The sequence below is a fragment of the Achromobacter aegrifaciens genome, assembly GCF_902859965.1.
Classification (GTDB): Bacteria; Pseudomonadota; Gammaproteobacteria; order Burkholderiales; family Burkholderiaceae_B; genus Achromobacter; species Achromobacter aegrifaciens.
This window is the reverse complement of record NZ_CADIKO010000001.1, coordinates 2,125,050-2,142,913: the sequence shown is the minus strand read 5'-3', so window position 1 is coordinate 2,142,913 and position 17,864 is coordinate 2,125,050. Positions and strand designations below refer to the sequence as shown.

The following is a 17,864-nucleotide window of genomic DNA, read 5'->3' as shown; positions in this document are numbered from 1 at the left end:
CCTCCGCGCACCGGGGAGAGATCTTTCTCGTTGCCGCGCCTTCTTACAGCTTCAGGTCTTCCGGCTTGATGGCGCGGGTGTATTCGTCATCCACCGACACCACCTTGCCGTCGATCCAGCGCACCAGGCGGAAGTCCTTCACCGACAGGGCTTCGTGGCTTTCCGCTGTGAACGGCTTCTCGTAGGTCTTGATGACGCCCTTGGCCTGCGCCAGGTTCTGCAGCGCGGCTTGCACGGCTTCGCCTTCGGTCGACTTGGCCTGCTCCATGGCGGCGGCAATGAGCTTGACCGAGTCATAGGCCTGCGCGGCCATGACGTAGGTCGGCACGCGGCCGTCGCGCTTCATCAGCGTGTCATACAGCGCCTTGGACTCGGGCGAGGAGTCTTCGGTGATCGACGCCGTGAAGATCATCTTGCTGGCCAGCTCGGGACCCGCGATGCGCAGGAACGGCGAGCTCAGGTTGGCCCAGGAAGCCAGCGTGGTCGGGAAGTAGCTGATCTTCTCGAGGCTGCGCATGACGTGCGCGTTGGAATCCGCCAGCGCGTAGACGATCAGCGTGTCGGCGCCCGAACTCTTGATCTTGTTCAGCTGCGACGACATGTCCGTGTCCTTGGGACCGAACTTCTCGTTGGCCACGGGCGTGATCTTGTGCAGCGCCAGGATCTCGACCGCGTCCTTGGCGCCTTGCTGGCCGTAGCCGGTGGTGTCGGCGATGATGGCGACCTTGCCGTTCTTGCTGGCGCGGGCGGCGTAGGCCGCCAGCAGCGCGATCTGGTCGCGGTCGCGCATGGACACGCGGAACACGTAGTTGGCGGGCGACTTGGCGTAGCGGCCGGTGATGTCGGTGGCGGTGGCCACGGGCGAGATCGTCGGAATCTTCTTCTGCTGCACCAGGTGCAGCCAGGCCAGCATGTTGCCGGAGTTGACTCCGCCCAGCATGGCGTTGACCTTGACGTTGTCGACCAGTTCGTTGGTGTTCTGGATGGCCTTGGGCGGCGCGCCAACATCATCGCGCTCGACGATGACGACCTTCTTGCCCAGCACGCCGCCAGCCGCGTTCAGCTCATCGGCCGCCTGGCGCGCGCCGGCCAGCGCGGAAATGCCGAAGTCCGCCGAGCCGGTGGCCGACATGTCGCTGTTGAAGCCGATCTTGATGTCGTCGGCCAGCGCGGCGCCGCTGGCGCCCGCCAGCGCCGCCGCCAGCAGCAGGGACTTCATGGTCTTGGGGAAATGCTTGAAGTACATCTTGTCTCCTTCTGGATCACTCTGGTGACCGCTGATTGGCAATTCAGGATTGTTTGATGAGGTCGGCGGCCTTGTTGCCGATCATCATCGTGGCCGCGCAGATGTTGGCCGACGGCATGGCCGGCATCACCGAGGAATCGATGACGCGCAGATTGCCCACGCCGTGCACCCGCAACTGAGGGTCGACCACTGCGTATTTGTCATCGGCCTGGCCCATGCGGGCCGTGCCGTTGACGTGATACGACGACACGCCATAGCGGCGCGCGAAGTCCAGCAATTCGGAGTCGGATTCGCACAGCGGACCGGGCAGAACCTCGCTGTCGAAATACTGCGAAAGCGCTTGCGAACGCAGCAGCTGACGCGCCAATCGGATGCCGCGTACCAGCGTCATCTGGTCGCGCTCGTTTTCGAGGTAGTTGGCCAGGATCACGGGGTCCTGCAGCGGGTCCGCCGAACGGATGCGCACCTGGCCGCGGCTCTCGGGCCGGTGCTGCCAGACGCCCGCGGTCATGCCGGGGAAGTCATCCAGCATGCCCACATAGCCTTCCTTGTAGCTGGCGGGCGTGAACACGCCCTGCAGGTCAGGCAAGGCGAGGTCAGGCGTGGACTTCCAGAAGTAATGCAGCAGCGACGGGCTCAGCGCCATGATGCTGGGACGCTTCATCATCCAGCGGCTGATCTGGCCGGCCAGGCTCAGGCCCTTGACAAGCTGGTTCATGGTCTGGCTGTTCTTCACGCGCGCCACGACCCGCACCGAATAGTGGTCGCTCAGGTTTTCCCCCACGCCCGGCAGGTCGCACACCACGTCGATGTTGTGCTGGCGCAGCAGGTCCGCCGGTCCCAGGCCCGACAGCTGCAGCAGCTTGGGCGTGTTGATCGCGCCGCAGGACACGATCACTTCGCGGCGTGCGCGCACCGCGCGGACCTGCGAAGGGTGGGCCGGGTGGCAATAGGCCACGCCAGCAGCCTTGCCGCCATCGAACAGGATGCGGGTTGCCTGCGCGTAGGTACGCACTTCCAGGTTCTTGCGGCCCATGGCGGGCTTGAGGAAGCACTTGGCCGTGCTCATGCGCCAGCCGCGGTCTATGGTGCGCTGGAAGTAGCCCACGCCGGCCTGATCCGCGCCGTTGTAGTCGAGGTTGCGCGGGATGCCCTGTTCCACCGCGCCGGCGATGAAGGCCTCGCACAGGGGGTGGATCCAGTCTATGTCCGTGACCGGCAGTTCGCCCTTGCGGCCGCGGTAGCGGTCGTCGCCGCCCACGCGCCGTTCCATGGACTTGAAGTACGGCAGCACCTCGTCATAGGACCAGCCGGTATTGCCCAGCGCGGCCCAGTGGTCGAAGTCGGCCGCCTGGCCGCGGTTGTAGACCAGGCCGTTGATGGAAGTAGACCCGCCCAAGGTTCGGCCCTGCGGAATCGGCACGCGCCGTCCGTTGGTCTGCGCCGTGCCTTCGCTGGAGAACTGCCAGGCGTACTTCTTGTTGAAGACCGCCTTGATGAAGCCGGCGGGTATGTGCAGGTAGGGACTGCGGTCCGGCGGGCCGGCCTCCAGCACGCAGACCGTCGAGCCGTCCGCGCTCAGGCGGTTGGCCAGGATGGAGCCGGCCGCGCCGGATCCCACGATCACATAGTCGAACTGATCCGCGTCGCGGAGGGAAGGCTGTGCTTGGCTCATGTCTGGATCCGCGGGCGTCAGGGAATCGCGTTGAACGACTTGCCGGCAAGGCAGACGTACTTGATTTCCAGGAACTCTTCGATGCCGTACTTGGAACCCTCGCGGCCCACGCCCGACTCCTTGATGCCGCCGAAGGGGCCGACCTCATTGGACACGGCGCCGGTGTTCACGCCGACAATGCCATATTCCAGCCCTTCCATCATGCGCCAGACCCGCTCCAGGTTGGCGGTGTAGAAATAGGCGGCCAGGCCCGAGGCGCTATCGTTGGCGCGCGCCAGCACGGCGGCTTCGGATTCGAAGGTACTGATGCCCACCACCGGGCCGAAGATCTCTTCGTGCGCCAGCTCCATGACATCCGTGATGCCGGCCAGCAGGGTCGGCTCATACAGCAGCGTGCCCGGCTCGCGCAGCTTGCCGCCCGCCAGGAGGCGCGCGCCGCGCGCCGTGGCGTCGTCCACCAGGCGGGCCACCTTGTCCACCGCGCGCTGGTCGATCAGCGGTCCTTGCGTAACGCCTTCTTCCAGCCCGCCGCCCACCTTCATGCGGCGCATTTCCGCCAGCAGCTTGTCGTTGAAGGCGTCTGCGACGCTGGCATGGACGTAGACGCGGTTGGCGCATACGCAGGTCTGGCCGGCGTTGCGGAACTTGGACTGCACCAGGCCTTGCACGGCCTCGTCCAGATCGGCGTCCTCGAACACGATGAAGGGCGCGTTGCCGCCCAGTTCCAGCGACAGCTTCTTGATGTTGGAAGCGCTTTGCTGCATCAGCAGCCGGCCCGTCTGGGTGGAACCGGTGAAGGTCAGCTTGCGCACCGTGGGGTTCTGCGTCAGCTCCGTGCCGATGGGCGCGGGGTCGCCGATGACCACGTTGAGCACGCCGGGCGGGATGCCGGCCTGCTCGCCCAGCCAGGCCAGCGCCAGCGCAGTGAACGGCGTCAGCTCGGATGGCTTGAGCACCACCGTGCAACCGGCGGCCAGCGCCGGACTGACCTTGCGCGTGACCAGGGCCGAGGGAAAGTTCCAGGCGATGATCGCCGCGCACACGCCCACGGGTTGCCGGATGGCCAGCATGCGCTGGTCGCCGCGCGTATGGGGCAGCACGTCGCCATACACGCGCTTGGCTTCTTCCGCGAACCATTCGACGAAGGACAAGGCGTAATTCAGCTCGCCGCGGGCTTCGGCCAGCGGCTTGCCCTGCTCCAGCGTCAGCAGCAGCGCCAGGTCGTCGGCGTGCGCCTCGATCAGGGCATGCCATTTCCGCAGGATGGCGCCGCGCTCCTTGCCCGTCCTGGCCCGCCAGGCCGGCAGGGCGTCATCGGCGGCCGCGATGGCGCGGGCCGTCTCGGCCTGGCCCAGATTAGGCACCGTACCCAGCACGCTGGCGTCAAAGGGATTGCGCACCGTAATGGTGGCGCCATTGTCGGCGTCGCACCAGGCGCCGCCGATGTAGGCCTGCTGCCGCAGCAGCTGGCTATTCTGCAGATTCATTTGTCTCGCGCTCCATCCATCATGCTCCGCACGGTCCGCGCTGGGGGGCCGGGCGAAATTTTTTGGGGAGGATAGCCCTGGCGCCCGCCTGCGCAACAGCAGTCATTAGCGATGCCGCCATCACCATCCGCGATGACAAGCCTGCCCATGGCTACAATGGAACTTCTCGTCCGCTTTCCCGCCCGTCCCGCCATGCGTCTCGATCCCACCTCCCTCAAGCTCTTCATCAGCGTGGTCGAGCAAGGCACCATCGCCGCAGCGGCCGAACACGAGCACATCGCCGCGGCCGCCATCAGCAAGCGGATCAGCGAGCTGGAAGAGAACCTCAAGATCCGGCTGCTCATCCGCACCAACAAGGGCATCCGTCCCACGCCGGCCGGCGTCGCGCTGTCCACCATGGCGCGGCGCGCCCTGCACGAACTGGATGAAATCTCGGTCCACATGCGCGACTACTCGCGCGGCCTGCGGGGCTTCATCCGGGTGCACGCCAATATATCCGCGATCACCCAGTTCCTGCCCCAGGACATCAAGCTCTTCCTGAACGACTACCCCAACGTGCAGGTCGACCTGGAAGAGAAAATCACCTCGACCATCATCAAGTCGGTCGCCGAAAACGCAGCCGACGTAGGCATCTTTTCCGGCACCGCGCCGGACCACGACGTGGAAATCCACCCCTACCGCGAGGACACGCTGGCGCTGGTGGTGCCCGCCGACCATCCCCTGCGGGACAGGCCGGGCTTTCGCTTCGCCGACGCGCTGGAACACGATTTCGTCGGCTTGCACCGCGGCAGCGCCATCAACCGCATCCTGTCCAACGCCGCCAGCGATGAAAAGCGCAACATCCAGCTCAAGGTGCAGGTCACCGGCTTCGACGCGCTGTGCTTCATGGTGAATTCGGGGCTGGGCATAGGCGTGCTGCCGCTGGACATCGCGCGCCGCTACTCGGCCATGTTCGACATCCGCATCATTCCCCTGACCGAACCCTGGGCGCGGCGCCAGATCCAGATCTGCGTGCGCTCCTTCGACGCCCTGCCCACGGCTGCCAAGCTCTTCGTGAACCACCTGAGCAAGCGCCAGCCCTGAACCCGGGCCGGCGCCTGCCTGCCACCCTACTGCTTGAGTTCGTCCGGCTTGATGCTGCGGCTGACTTCGTCGTCGACCGTGACCACCTTGCCATCGATCCAGCGCACCAGACGAAAATCGCGGTACGACAGCGCTTCGTGGTTTTCCTTGGTGAAGGCCGGCGCGTAGGTCTTGATCACGCCGTCTACCTTACCCAGCTTGTCCAGCGCCTGCTGCACCTTCTCGCCGTCGGTGGAATTGGCCTGCGTCATCGCCGCCGCCAGGATCTTGACCGAGTCATAAGCGTGCGCCGCGAACACATATGTCGGCAGCTTGCCGTCCTTCTTGATGATGGCGTCGTAGAGCGCGCGCGATTGCGGCGTGGAATCCTCGGTGATGGAGGCGGTGAAGATCATCTTCTTGGCCAGCTCCGGCCCCGCGATACGCAAGAACGGCGGACTGAGGTTGGCCCAGGAGCCGAGCGTGACCGGGAAGTAATTGATCTTTTCCTGGCTGCGCATCAGGTGGCCGTTGGCGTCAGCCAGCGCATACACGATGACCGTGTCCGCGCCCGCGGCCTTGATCTTGTTCAGCTGCGACGACATGTCCGTGTCCTTGGGACCGAACTTCTCGTTGGCCACGGGCGTGATGCCGTACAGGCTCAGCACATGCGCCGCATCCTTGGCGCCCTGCTGCCCGTACCCGGTGGTGTCGGCGATGATGGCGATCTTCTTGTTCTTGGTGGCCTTGGCGGCGTAGGCCGCCAGGAGCGTGATCTGGTCCAGGTCGCGCATGGACACGCGGAAGACGTAGTTGGCCGGCTCCTTGCCATAGCGGTTGGTGATCTCCGTGGCCGTGGCGGACGGCGAAATCGTCGGCACCTTCTTCTGCTGCACGATGTGCAGCCAGGCCAGCATATTGCCGGAGTTCACCCCACCCAGCATTGCCACGACCTTCTCGTTGTCCACGAGTTCGTTGGTGTTCTGGATCGACTTGGGCGGCGAACCCACGTCGTCGCGCGGCACGATGACCAGCTTGCGGCCCAGCACCCCGCCCGCCGCATTGATCTCCTCGGCGGCCTGCCGCGCCCCGGAGAGGGCCGACACGCCGAAGTCGGCGGAGCCGCTGGCGGACATATCGCTGTTGTAGCCAATCTTGATGTCGGCCTGCGCCCAGGCGCCCGGCGCCAGGGCCACGAAGGCCGCCGCGCAGGCAATGCGGATTAGCTGCTTCTGCTTACTCATTACTTTGTCTCCTGACTAGATGTAATGCTGCTTCGACTTGCTTCCGCCATCGGTCTGTGCGCCGTTCGCGGTCCACCCTGCGCGCTGATGCCGTGGATATCGTCCAGGTCCCGCCCAGGACGCTAGAGAATCAATTCGATCGGATTCTCCAGCAATTGCTTTACCGCCCCCAGGAAGCGCGCGCCCAGCGCGCCGTCCACCACGCGGTGATCCGCCGACAACGTAAGGCTCATGACGTGGCCCACGCGGATGTCGTCGCCGTCGACCACCGGCTGCCTGACCACGGCGCCCGCGGCCAGGATGACGCTTTGGGGAGGGTTGATGATGGCGGCAAACTCGCGCACGCCATGCATGCCCAGATTCGACAGCGTGAGGCTGCCGCCTTCGTATTGTTCGGGTCGCAAACGGCCACGGCGCGCCTGTTCCGCCAACTGCGCGATCTCGGTGGAGAGCTCGCGCAGGGATTTCCGGTTCGCGTTGCGCACGATGGGCGTGATAAGTCCGGACTCCAGCGCCACGGCGATGCTCAGGTCCACCTGGCCCAGCTGCACGATGCCTTCGTCCGTCCATTGCGCATTGATGCCCGGGACTTGGCCGGCCGCCCGTGCCACCGCCATCGACAGCAGATCGTTAAGGGAATGGCGCATGGGCTCACGCGCAGACTCGCCGCGCGCATTCAATGCGGCACGGGCGGCCAGCAGCGCGTCCATGCGGCAATCCACCGTCAGGTAAAAGTGCGGCACCTGCTGCTTGGACTGCACCAGGCGGCGCGCGATGGTGGCGCGCATGGAACTGTGCGGCTGCAAGCCGGCGCTGGAGACCGGCGCGGCGGGGGTAGCCCCGGATTGTGCGGATGCCGCGGCGGCATTCTCGATGTCGATCCGTACGATGCGGCCGTTCGGGCCGCTGCCGGAAAGCGTGTGCAGGTCCACGCCCAGCGCGCGCGCCAGGCGTCGCGCGGATGGGCTGGCGAACAGGCGCTGCTCCGCCAGGCCCGAACGATCCCCGGACGGCAGATCGGCCGCAAGGGCAGGACGCGTGACGGCCTGGGGAGCCGCTGCTGGCGGGTTCGCGATTGCCGGTGGCGGACTGGCGGCCGGCTGCATCGCACCGCCCCGGCGCAGCAGCGTCGCGATGACGCCGCCTACCGGTACCTCGGCATCGCCCGCGGGCACATGGATGCAGTCCAGCACCCCATCGTCCAGGGCTTCCAGTTCTATGACGGCCTTGTCGGTCTCGATCTCGGCCAGGATATCGCCCACCTTGACCGTGTCGCCGGACTGCTTCAGCCACTGCAGTATCTTGCCCTGCGTCGTGCCCGCGCCTATGGCGGGCATCACGACCTCGATATCCATGTCTTACTCGCTCTATGTGTTGGCCAGATTGCCTGTCTTCTCGATGTACAGGGCTGCGTCCGATATGTCCGCCACGATGGCCGCGCGCGCAGCTTCGCCGTCGCGGCGCTTCAAGGCGTCCAACAAGGCGGCGTGGTGGCTGAAGGATTCCCAGCTTTCGGACTTGCGGTCCTTGCTGCCCATGCTGAGTGAAAACAGCGGCGCGATCTGCAGCCAGATGTTCTCTATCATCGTGACCAACAGAGGCATTCCGGCCGCCTCATACAGCGTGAAATGCAGATTGCGGTTGGCCTCGATGGTCTTCAAGGTATCGATCTTGCGTTGATGCCCAAGTTTGTCGAACTCGTCGGCGTAGCGCTGTATGCGCGCCACGGTCGCATCCGTCATGATCTGGGCCGCCTCGGCCGCCGCGAAGCCTTCCATGCAGCAGCGGATGCGCACGATCTCGCGGAACTTGGTCAGGCCGGGCTTGGGCACGCGCAGGCCACGGCTGGGCAACATTTCCAACGCCCCTTCGGCGACAAGTTTGTTGACCGCTTCGCGTACCGGCATGGGACTGGTGTTAAGCACCGAGGCCAGCCCGCGCAAGGTGACTTTCTCTCCCGGCGGCACGGCGCCGCTCATCAGGAGTTCACGGGTCCGTTGATAGATCTGATCCGCGACGGTGACGCGTTCCTGCTTTTCGAGCAGGCCTTCCAGTGTGCTGTTGTCCATGTCGTCTCAATTCATGTAGACGCCACCGTTCACGTCCAGGGTGGCGCCGCAGATGTAGCTCGCGCCATCGGAACAGAGAAAGGCGATGGGCAAGGCGATTTCGCGAGGCCGGGCTATGCGCCGCAGCGGAATTCTATTCGCATCGAAGGTCTGCCCACGGGTCATTCCCGTCTCGGTCGCGCCTGGCGCGACGCTATTGACGGTGACGCCGGAATCGGCCGCCTTGCGGGCCAGCCATTTGACGAAAGCCTGCGTGCCGCCCTTGGCCGCAACGTAGTGTGGACTGGCGGCCAGCCCTCCCATGCGCGCGGCGACGGAAGACACCAGCACCATGCGGCCGGCGCCCTGCGCGCTCATCTTCGCCAGCACGGCGCGCGTCAGGTGCATCAGCCCCAGCAGATTGACGTCGATGACATGGTGGAAGACCTCGTCCCAGCCCGCCTCGTGCCAGTCGTCCCAGGGACAATAGCCCGCATTGGCCACCAGCGCGTCCAGGCGCCCGATGTCGGCCACGGCCGCCTCGGCGGCGGCCCGGTCCGTCACGTCGAAGGCGATGGCGCGCGCCGGCACGCCCTTGGCTTGCAACTGCGCAACCAGTTCCTGCGGTGGTTCGCGATCGGCCAGCACCAGCGATGCGCCCTGCTCGCCGCAGACTTCGGCGGTCGCGCGGCCGATGCCGCCGGCCGCGCCGGTGATCAACACCGTCTTGCCCTCAAGCGCGCGCGGCATGAGCTTGCTCCTGTTGGCCGACCGAGAGCGCACTGTCGGCCTGCATTTCACGAATCAGGGCACGGATATCGTCCTCTCCCGCCAGCGCCGCGCGCTCCAGCGCCTGCGACACCACGGGAGGCGCCCAGCGGCCGGTGACGCGCTTGACCGGCTGGTCCAGGTAGTCGAAGTAGCGCCGCTGGATCTCGTCGGCGATCAGCGCACCCAGGCTGGCGCCGCGCGTGGTCTGTTCGACGATGGCGACGCGGCCCGTCTTCATGACGGACCGGCCGATGGTTTCGTAATCAATGTCCCGCTGCGACAAGGTGCGCAGGTCGATGACGTCGGCGCGTATGCCCGCCTCTTCCACCATGCGGCAGCATTCATCCACCATGGTCAGGGTCGTCAGCAGCGTTATCTGGTCCCCCTCGCGTACGCGCTTGGCGCGGCCGATGGGGATGTAGTAGTCCAGGTCCTTGGGCACCAACGTCTTGCGCTTGTGCAGCTGCTGCGGCTCGATGACCAGCACCGGATCTTTGCAGCGCAGCGCCGAGTTCATCAGGCCCACGTAATCGAAAGCATTGGACGGCGCCACGATGCGCCACCCGGGAAACAGCGCGAACACGCCTGCCGGGTCCATGGAATGCTGCGAGCCATAGCCTTCCGGCCCGGGGATGCGCGCGCGCAGCACCAACGGCACTTCGGCCGTGCCATTGAACAAATGACGGATCTTGCCAGCCTGGTTCAGCAGCTGGTCGCCCGCCACCAGGAAGAAGTCGCTATACATCAGCTCGACCACGGGCTTCAGGCCCGACAGCGCTGCGCCGGTGGCCAGGCCGCAGAATCCGTTCTCAGTGATCGGAGTATTCACCAGCCGGCCGGCGTATGTCTCCGTCAGTCCGCGGGTGGCGCCCACGGTGCCCCCGCCCATGTTGGCCACGTCCTCGCCGAACACGTGGATTGTTTCGTCTTCGGCCATGCGCGCGCCCATGGCCCGCGAGATCGCCTCGATGTAGGACAGGGGTTCCATCTCTTCGGCGGCATAGTCCTCCGCCTCGGCGTAGCGCACGCCATCGAACTCCGACATGTCGCTATTGAGGTGTTCGTCCACGCTGGCCGCCGCCGGCCAAAGGCCGGCGCGTATGCGGGCCGACGAACCTGCGCCTTCGATGCAGGAGGCGGCGGCCGCTTCCACCGCGTCCGTCACCGCGGCGTCGACGGCCGCCAACTCTTCCTCGCGCAGAATGCCGCGCGCCTTCAGTTCCTGTTGCAGGAACAGCCAGGGATCGCGTGCCTTCCACGCGTTTTCCTCTTCGCGCGTGCGGTAGCCGAAGGCGCTGCCCGGAATCGAAGAACTCTGGTGGTAGTAACGGTACACCTCTGCCAGGACGAAGGCCGGGCGCCCGGTGCGGACGATATGGTCTTGCGCCCAGCGCGTGGCCAGCCAGGTGGCGAACGGGTTCATGCCGTCCACCTTGACTCCGGCGATGCCGTGGCCCTGCGGCCGGGTCAGCAATTCCGTCTCGAAAGTGGATTGCTCCACGCTCATGGAGACGGCGTACTTGTTGTTCTCCAGGAAGAAGATCATGGGCAGGCCGTACAGCGCCGCCAGGTTCATGGCTTCGTGGGTGGCGCCCTGGTGCACCGCGCCGTCGCCGAAAAACGTGACCATGGTCTTGCCCGAGCCACGCTGCTTTTCCGCGTAGGCGTGGCCGCAAGCGATGGGAATGCCGCCCGCGACGATGGCATTCGTGCCCATGATGCCGAGCTCCGCGCGGCGCAGGTGCATGGAACCGCCACGGCCGCCGGTCCAGCCGTCCTTCAAACCCAGGATCTCGTGCATCATTCCCTGGATTTCCTGGCGCATGCGCAGCGTCAGGCCGGCCGCGGAGGGGTCCAGGCCGCCGTCGTAGAGCGCGTTGATGGCCTTGGCAATGCACTGGTGATGCGCGCGGTGCGTGCCATTCATCAGCGTGTCGACGGGCAATGCGGCGATACAACCGGCCGCGGCGCCTTCCTGGCCGATGCTGGAATGCGCCGGCCCGTGCACCAGGTTCAGCTTGTCCAGCTGCAGGATTTTTTCCTCGAAGCGGCGCGCGGCCAGGAACAGCGTCGTCAGGCGCAGGGCCTCGGCGCGTGTCAGCTGCGCCCAGTCGCTCTCTTCCACCACCAGTTCGTGCACCGGCGTCTTCTGCCGGATTTCTTCGAGTTGCATGCCGTCCCCTCGTTGTGCTTTGCGGCCGCCGCGCGGCGTTCAGATATGCGCGGTCACGCCGCCGTCCACCACCACGCTGGCGCCCGTCATGAAGTCGGACGCGGCGCTGGCCAGGAACAGGGCGGGTCCGACCATGTCTTCCGGTTCGCCCCAGCGGCCCATGGGCGTGGTCGCCACGACGCGTTCCGCGTGGCCAGGAATGTCTACCCGCGCCTGGCGCGACAGCGCCGTGTCGATCCAGCCGGGCTGGATCACGTTGACGGTGATGCCATCGGCCGCCCAGGCGCAGGCCAGCGAACGGGTCAGCTGCAGCACCCCTCCCTTGCTGGCCGAATAGGCCGCGGTCATGGCGTTGGACGCCAGTGCCAGGATGGAGCCGATGTTGATGATCTTGCCCTTGCGGCGCGCCTGCATGGATGCGTGCACGGCCTGGCACATGTTGAAGCTGCCCTTCAGATTGATGTCGATGATGCGGTCCCAGACGTCTTCGGCGTACTGCTCCGGACGCATGCGGGTATTGACGCCGGCGCAGTTCACCAGCACGTCCACCCCGCCGAAGGCGGCCACCGCCTCGTCCACCACCGCGGCGCACGCGGCGCGATCCTCCACCTGCAGCGCGTAGCTTCCGGTCTTGGCGCCGGATCCGCGCAACTCGGACGCCAGCGCGTCGAGCTTTTCCCCCGCCAGGTCGGTCAGCACCAGCGTCGCGCCCGCCTGGGCATACGCCCGGCTGAGCGCGGCGCCGATACCGCCTGCCGCGCCGGTGATCAAGACAATCCTGCCTTCGAGATCGAACAGTTCGTGCTGGGCCATGCTGCGTCCCTTTTTTGCTATTTTTGATATGTGATCACAAATCAAATTCTAGGAACGGCTTTGAAGGCCGTCAACATGCCTGCCATCGGGGTCTACCCGTAGAACGAAAAAAATGGCGGAACGGGGCCATGCCCATTCCGCCTTGGAGGCATCCGCCAATGGCTGGAAAAATCAATACGTCATGCGCACGCCCAGCAGCACGCTGCGCCCCGGCAGCGGCGCCACCGTCGAAATAAAGGACGCGTGGTTGTACGCCAGCTTGTTCAGCAGATTCGTGCCGCGCAGGTAGACCTCATAGCCCGTGGCGCCATATTGGCCGCGGTAGGCCACCACCGCATTGACCATGTTGTAGCCAGGCGTGGTCTCCTCGTAGGCAGCGATGTCCTTCTGCGCAAACACGCGCGCATACTCGACGCCGCCCGACCACTGCTGCCACTTCATATCCGCGCGCACGCCGGCGCGCGCTGCCGGGATGCGCGGCAGGTTGCCATCGCCGCCCGTCAGCTTGCCGCGCACGTAGTCGCCGAATACCGCAGCCGAAAACACCGGGGTGAACTGGTGGCGCAGTTCGCCCTCCACGCCCGTGAACTCTGCGTCGCGCTGGGTGTACTCGATCAGACGAAAGTCTTCGTAGCGGTCCAGCGTGTTGGCATAGATGTAGTTCTTCACGCGATTGTGGAACACGCTGGCCGAGAACGTCGTATCGCCCGAGTGCTTGCGCAAGGTCAGGTCGATGTTGTGCGAGGTCTCGCGGCCCAGGTCCGGATTGCCCAGTTCGTAGGTGTTGGTGGCCAGGTGCACGCCGTCCGCATACAGTTCTTGCGCGGTGGGCAGGCGCTGCGAGCGCGACAGGGACAGGGCCACCGAATACTGCGGCGCGAAGTCCCAGATGGCCGCGGCCGACAAGGACGTGCCGGACAGGCTGCTGCGCTGCGCGCCGCCCGTGGGCGAGATGCGCTGCCAGTCCTGCCGCGCGCCCAGTTCGAAGCGCCAGTCGTTCAACTGGTACTCCTCCAGCACGAACAGGCCATAAGAGCGCGTCTTGCTGCGCGGCAGGAACGCCTCTTCGCCATCGGCGCGGAAATCGCTGTAGGCATTCTGCACGCCCACCACGCCGCGCCAGCCTGCGATGGGCTTGTGCTGCATTTCCACGCGCAGGTCGTAACCCTTGTTCTTGAAGCGAGTGCCCACCTCGCCGCCTTCGATTTCGTCGTGCTGGTAGTCGGTCAGGCCGCCGCGCACGCGGATTTTCTCGAAGCCCGCAAATGGATCCTGGTACTCGGCGCGCAGATCGAGGCGGTTGCTGCGCAGCTTCACGTAAGGCACGCCGCCGTGTTCGTGCTCATGGTCGTGATCGTGGCCGTCTTCGTCGTGGTCATGATCATGGCCGCCGCAATGCAGATGAGTACCGTGCGGATGGCAGCCTTCGTATTCGTGGTTATGTCCGGGCAGGCCGTACTTGCTTTCCAGATGCGTGAACGCCAGGCCGACGTAGCCGCGCGGCGTGATCCAGGACATGCCCACCGTACCCTGCGTCGACTCGCTGTACGAACCTTCCAGCTTGCCGCCCGGCCAATCCGGCACGTCATAGTCGCTGGTGCGGCGCTTCAGGCCTTCCACGCGCACCGCGAACTGTCCTTCGCCCGCGGTGATACCCACCGCACCCGCACGTTCCTTGGTGCCCGTGGCGCCGCGCAGCTCGGCCTCGGCTTCTATGCCTTTTTCCGGCACCGCCGTCGGGATCTTCTTGTCCACCACATTGACCACGCCGCCGATCGCGCCGCCCCCATACAGCAGCGTTGCCGGACCGCGCAGCACTTCGATGCGTTCAGCCAATAGCGGCTCCACCGTCACCGCATGGTCAGGAGAGATGCTGGACGCGTCCATCACCTCGGAGCCGTCGGACAGCACCTTTACCCGCGGCGCGGTCTGGCCGCGGATCACGGGGCGGCTGGCGCCGCCGCCGAAGGTGTCGCTGTTGACGCCGGGCAGGTTCTTCAGCGTGTCGCCCAGGGTGCCGTTGCGCTGCTCGATCAGCGCGTCGCCTTCCAGCACCGAGGCCGGCAAGGTGGTGCTGTTCAGGTCCAGCCCCAGCGGGTTGGCGGAAACCGTGATCGGCGCCAGCGTCCTGGCGGCCGAGCGTTCCGCCGCGGCTTCCGCGGCTTCGTCGGCCTGCGCGGCGGGCGCAGCCAGCATCAGCGCGCAGACCAGAGGCTTCAGCGCACCCCGGCGGCCCGCCCGCAGGGCAACCCTGCCGCCGCGTTCCCTCTGCCACCCCAGTTTCTTGCCATTCATCATCGCCCTCTTTCAAATGTTATAACGTACCAAATAATTGACGAATGATATAACATTTCGAAAATGACGCAAGCTTGCAGACGCAGTGAATGTGCCGCTGCCGCTCATGGCCGGGCCGGCACGGGCGCGCGTATCATAGGGCGATGGTGTTCCCCCGACTTCCGACTCCTCCCACGCTGACCGACACCGTCGCCAAGCGCCTGCTCGCCGAGATCGACGGAGGTCGCGTGCCGCCCGGGGAAAAATTGCCCACGGAAAGCGCGCTGGCGGAGCAGTTCGGCGTCAGCCGCACGGTCATCCGCGAAGCGGTTTCGCGGCTGCGGCAGGACGGCATCGTCGAAGCGCGGCAAGGCAGCGGCGTGTACGTCACCGGCCACGCCGGCAACCGCGCTCTGCGCATCGACGCCGCCGATCTGTCCTCGCTGGACGCCGTGCTGCATATCGTGGATCTGCGCCGCGCGCTGGAAACCGAGATCGCCGCGCAGGCCGCGGCAGTGCGGAAAAAGCAGGACATGGCGGAGATCGACGCCGCGCTGGCCGCCATTTCGCAGGCTGTGGAAAACGGCGGCGACGGCGTGCAGGAAGACGTCGCCTTCCATCGCAGCATCGCCCGCGCCACCGGCAACCCCTATTTCCTGACAACCCTGGCCTTCGTCAGCCAGTTCCTGGAAGCGGCCACGCGCGTCACGCGCGCCAACGAGGCGCGCCACGCCAGCCTGATGCGCGACGTACTGCAGGAACACATCGCCATCGTCGAAGCCATACGCGGCAGGGACGTGGACGGCGCGCGCGAGGCCGCGCGCATCCATATGGTGAATGCGGCCAAGCGGTTGAGCCAGGCGCACCGCTAGACGGGAGCGCCGCGGCGCATGCGCTGCGGCCGGCGCCTAGCCGAATGCCTTGATGAAGAAATCCCGCGTGCCGAAGTTGCCTGATTTCAGCGCGATGCTGATGTCGCCTTGTGCCGCGGGCGCATGACCGGAGCACCAGGGAACGCCGGGATCGATCTGCTCACCGATGGCGATCTGCTGCAGTCCCAACGCCTGCACCACCGCCCCCGAGGTCTCGCCGCCCGCCACGATCAGTTGCCGCACGCCGCGTTCGACCAGACCCGCCGCGATGCGCGCGATGGCGTCCTCGATCATGGCGCCCGCGCGCGCAGCGCCAAGTTCGCTCTGCGCCTGCCTCACCTGCGCGGGCTGCGCGGTGGAGTAGATCAGCACGGGGCCATCGTGCATGCGCGCATCGGCCCAAGCCAGCGCCTCGCCCACGACGTCGTGACCCGCAGCCAGCCGCCGCGGATCCAGCGCCAACGCTGGCCGGCCGCTTTCAATGAATGCAGCCACCTGGCCATTGGTTGCCGCCGAGCAACTGCCCGCCACCACCGCCTGCAAGCCGCGCTGGCGCGGTTGCCGGGCGTCCGCGGACGCCGCCGCCAGTCCCCAGTTGCCGGGCAGTCCGATCGCCACGCCCGACCCCGCCGTCACCAGCGACATGCCGGCAAGCGCGGGACCCAAGGCCAGCAGGTCGTCATTGGACACGGCGTCCACGATGGCGATCCCCACACCTTGCGCCTGCAACTCTTGAATGCTGGCGCGGATGGCCTCGCTACCGCGCGCCACGACGCTGTAGTCGATCAACCCGACTCGGCGGGATGTCTGCGCGGACAGAACGCGCACCAGATTCGGGTCGGTCATGGGCGTCAGCGGATGGTGCTGCATGCCCGATTCGTTCAGCAGCACATCCCCTGCGAACAGATAGCCTTTGAACACCGTGCGCTTGTTGTCCGGAAAGGCCGGCGTGGCGATGGTGAAATCCGTGTCCAGCCGCGTCATCAGCGCATCGGCGACCGGCCCGATGTTGCCCTCGGGCGTGCTGTCGAAAGTGGAGCAATACTTGAAGTAGATCTGTTCCGCGCCCTGCGCCAGCAGCCACTCCAGCGCCGCCAGCGACTGCGCCACGGCCTCGGCCGCGGGCAGCGTGCGGGTTTTCAGCGCGACCACCACCGCATCCGCCGCGCCGCGCAGGGGTTCGCCCGGTATGCCTATGGTCTGCACGGTGCGCATGCCGGCGCGCACAAGGTTGTTGGCCAGATCGGTGGCGCCGGTGAAGTCATCGGCGATGCAGCCCAGTTTGATGCTCATTTGGCCTCCGGCAGGGCGATGCCCGGGAATATCTTGATCACCGCGCTGTCGTCCTCGCGGCCGTGGCCGGCGCTGGAGGCCTGCATGAACATCTGATGCGCGGTGGAGGCCAGCGGCAAGGGAAAGCGGGTATGCCGGGCGGTGTCCAGCACCAGCCCCAGGTCCTTGACGAAGATGTCGACCGCGGAGAGCGGCGTGTAGTCGCCGGCCAGCACATGGGCCATGCGGTTCTCGAACATCCAGCTATTGCCCGCGCTATGCGTGATCACTTCATACAGGGCGTCCGCGTCCACGCCTTCGCGCAGTCCCAGCGCCATGGCCTCGGCCGCCGCTGCGATGTGCACACCCGCCAGCAGCTGGTTGATGATCTTGACCTTGCTGCCCGCGCCGGCGCGGTCGCCCAGGCGGTAGACCTTGCCGGCCATGGATTCCAGCACCGCGCCGCAGGCGTCATAGGCCGCCGCGCGCCCGGCGGTCATCATCGTCATCTCGCCCGAAGCCGCGCGCGCGGCGCCGCCCGAGATGGGCGCGTCCAGGTACAGGATGCCCTGCGCTTCGAGCCGCGCCTCCAGCGCGATGGACCAATTGGGATCCACGGTGGAACACATCACGAACACCGCCCCCGGGCGCAGCGCGGCGGCAAGGCCGCCTTCCCCGTACAGCACCTCCTCGGTCTGCTGGGCGTTGACGACCACGCTGATGACGATGTCGCAGGCGGCCGCCATGTCGGCCAGGGTGGCGCAGGCCACGCCGCCCTGCACCGCGAATGCCGCGCAAGCTTCCTTGCGGATGTCGTACACGTGCACGTCGTGGCCCGCCCGGCGCAGGCTTTGCGCGATGCCCGCGCCCATGGCGCCCAGGCCGATGACGCCGACTCGGCGGGATGGGGTTTGAGGATTGCTCATA

Annotated in this window: 14 protein-coding genes; 2 read left to right on the top strand and 12 right to left on the bottom strand. The window is 66.2% G+C overall.

What is annotated here, in order from left to right; genetic code table 11:
* Positions 1 to 43 precede the first annotated feature (43 nt).
* Genes HV793_RS09970 through HV793_RS09960 form a run of 3 tightly spaced genes read right to left on the bottom strand, consistent with a single transcriptional unit; the run spans position 44 to position 4,408 of the window.
* Positions 44 to 1,246, bottom strand: coding sequence for an ABC transporter substrate-binding protein (locus tag HV793_RS09970; RefSeq protein ID WP_054457647.1), 1,203 nt, complete (start codon positions 1,244 to 1,246; stop codon positions 44 to 46).
* A gap of 43 nt (positions 1,247 to 1,289) precedes the next feature.
* A complete protein-coding gene (locus HV793_RS09965) occupies positions 1,290 to 2,921 on the bottom strand; it encodes a GMC family oxidoreductase (protein ID WP_175160870.1) in 1,632 nt (543 codons plus the stop codon).
* Between the two features lie 17 nt (positions 2,922 to 2,938).
* A complete protein-coding gene (locus HV793_RS09960) occupies positions 2,939 to 4,408 on the bottom strand; it encodes an NAD-dependent succinate-semialdehyde dehydrogenase (protein WP_175213075.1) in 1,470 nt (489 codons plus the stop codon).
* Positions 4,409 to 4,600: 192 nt separating this feature from the next.
* Between HV793_RS09960 and HV793_RS09955 the strand changes: the two genes are divergently transcribed.
* Entirely contained in the window at positions 4,601 to 5,491 is an 891-nt protein-coding gene (locus HV793_RS09955) for a LysR family transcriptional regulator (protein ID WP_054457650.1), read from the top strand.
* Between the two features lie 26 nt (positions 5,492 to 5,517).
* Here the strand turns inward: HV793_RS09955 and HV793_RS09950 are convergent, their stop codons facing one another.
* The 7 genes from HV793_RS09950 to HV793_RS09920 all read right to left on the bottom strand — a co-directional run bounded on the left by HV793_RS09950 (position 5,518) and on the right by HV793_RS09920 (position 14,715).
* A complete protein-coding gene (locus HV793_RS09950; protein ID WP_054457651.1) occupies positions 5,518 to 6,714 on the bottom strand; it encodes an ABC transporter substrate-binding protein in 1,197 nt (398 codons plus the stop codon).
* A gap of 122 nt (positions 6,715 to 6,836) precedes the next feature.
* The gene (locus HV793_RS09945; protein ID WP_175213074.1) at positions 6,837 to 8,069 is read right to left on the bottom strand and encodes a dihydrolipoamide acetyltransferase family protein; all 1,233 of its coding nucleotides are present in this window, start codon (positions 8,067 to 8,069) and stop codon (positions 6,837 to 6,839) included.
* A gap of 12 nt (positions 8,070 to 8,081) precedes the next feature.
* Positions 8,082 to 8,783 carry a GntR family transcriptional regulator gene (locus HV793_RS09940; RefSeq protein ID WP_054457653.1) on the bottom strand — a complete coding sequence of 234 codons (702 nt, stop codon included), beginning with the start codon at positions 8,781 to 8,783 and terminating at the stop codon, positions 8,082 to 8,084.
* A 6-nt stretch (positions 8,784 to 8,789) separates the two neighbouring features.
* Positions 8,790 to 9,512 carry an SDR family NAD(P)-dependent oxidoreductase gene (locus tag HV793_RS09935; protein ID WP_175213073.1) on the bottom strand — a complete coding sequence of 241 codons (723 nt, stop codon included), beginning with the start codon at positions 9,510 to 9,512 and terminating at the stop codon, positions 8,790 to 8,792.
* Positions 9,496 to 11,706, bottom strand: a complete 2,211-nt coding sequence (locus HV793_RS09930; protein WP_175213072.1) for an alpha-ketoacid dehydrogenase subunit alpha/beta — start codon at positions 11,704 to 11,706, stop codon at positions 9,496 to 9,498. The genes HV793_RS09935 and HV793_RS09930 overlap by 17 nt, the downstream gene beginning before the upstream one ends.
* 39 nt (positions 11,707 to 11,745) lie before the next feature.
* Positions 11,746 to 12,519, bottom strand: coding sequence for an SDR family NAD(P)-dependent oxidoreductase (locus HV793_RS09925; RefSeq protein ID WP_082401235.1), 774 nt, complete (start codon positions 12,517 to 12,519; stop codon positions 11,746 to 11,748).
* Positions 12,520 to 12,690: 171 nt separating this feature from the next.
* Positions 12,691 to 14,715 (bottom strand): TonB-dependent receptor domain-containing protein, encoded by a 2,025-nt coding sequence (locus HV793_RS09920; protein WP_370126687.1) that lies wholly within the window; start codon positions 14,713 to 14,715, stop codon positions 12,691 to 12,693.
* Positions 14,716 to 14,957: 242 nt separating this feature from the next.
* Here HV793_RS09920 and HV793_RS09915 point away from each other — a divergent pair, with 242 nt between their 5' ends.
* Positions 14,958 to 15,665, top strand: a complete 708-nt coding sequence (locus HV793_RS09915; RefSeq protein WP_054457656.1) for a FadR/GntR family transcriptional regulator — start codon at positions 14,958 to 14,960, stop codon at positions 15,663 to 15,665.
* 36 nt (positions 15,666 to 15,701) lie between these two features.
* On the opposite strand, the gene otnK is transcribed toward HV793_RS09915, so the two are convergent.
* Together otnK and ltnD are read right to left on the bottom strand one after the other, a co-directional pair.
* On the bottom strand, positions 15,702 to 16,958 hold the full coding sequence (otnK, locus tag HV793_RS09910; RefSeq protein ID WP_175213071.1) for a 3-oxo-tetronate kinase: 1,257 nt from the start codon (positions 16,956 to 16,958) through the stop codon (positions 15,702 to 15,704).
* A complete protein-coding gene (gene ltnD / locus HV793_RS09905) occupies positions 16,955 to 17,863 on the bottom strand; it encodes an L-threonate dehydrogenase (protein WP_125470487.1) in 909 nt (302 codons plus the stop codon). The genes otnK and ltnD overlap by 4 nt, the downstream gene beginning before the upstream one ends.
* Position 17,864: the final 1 nt, after the last annotated feature.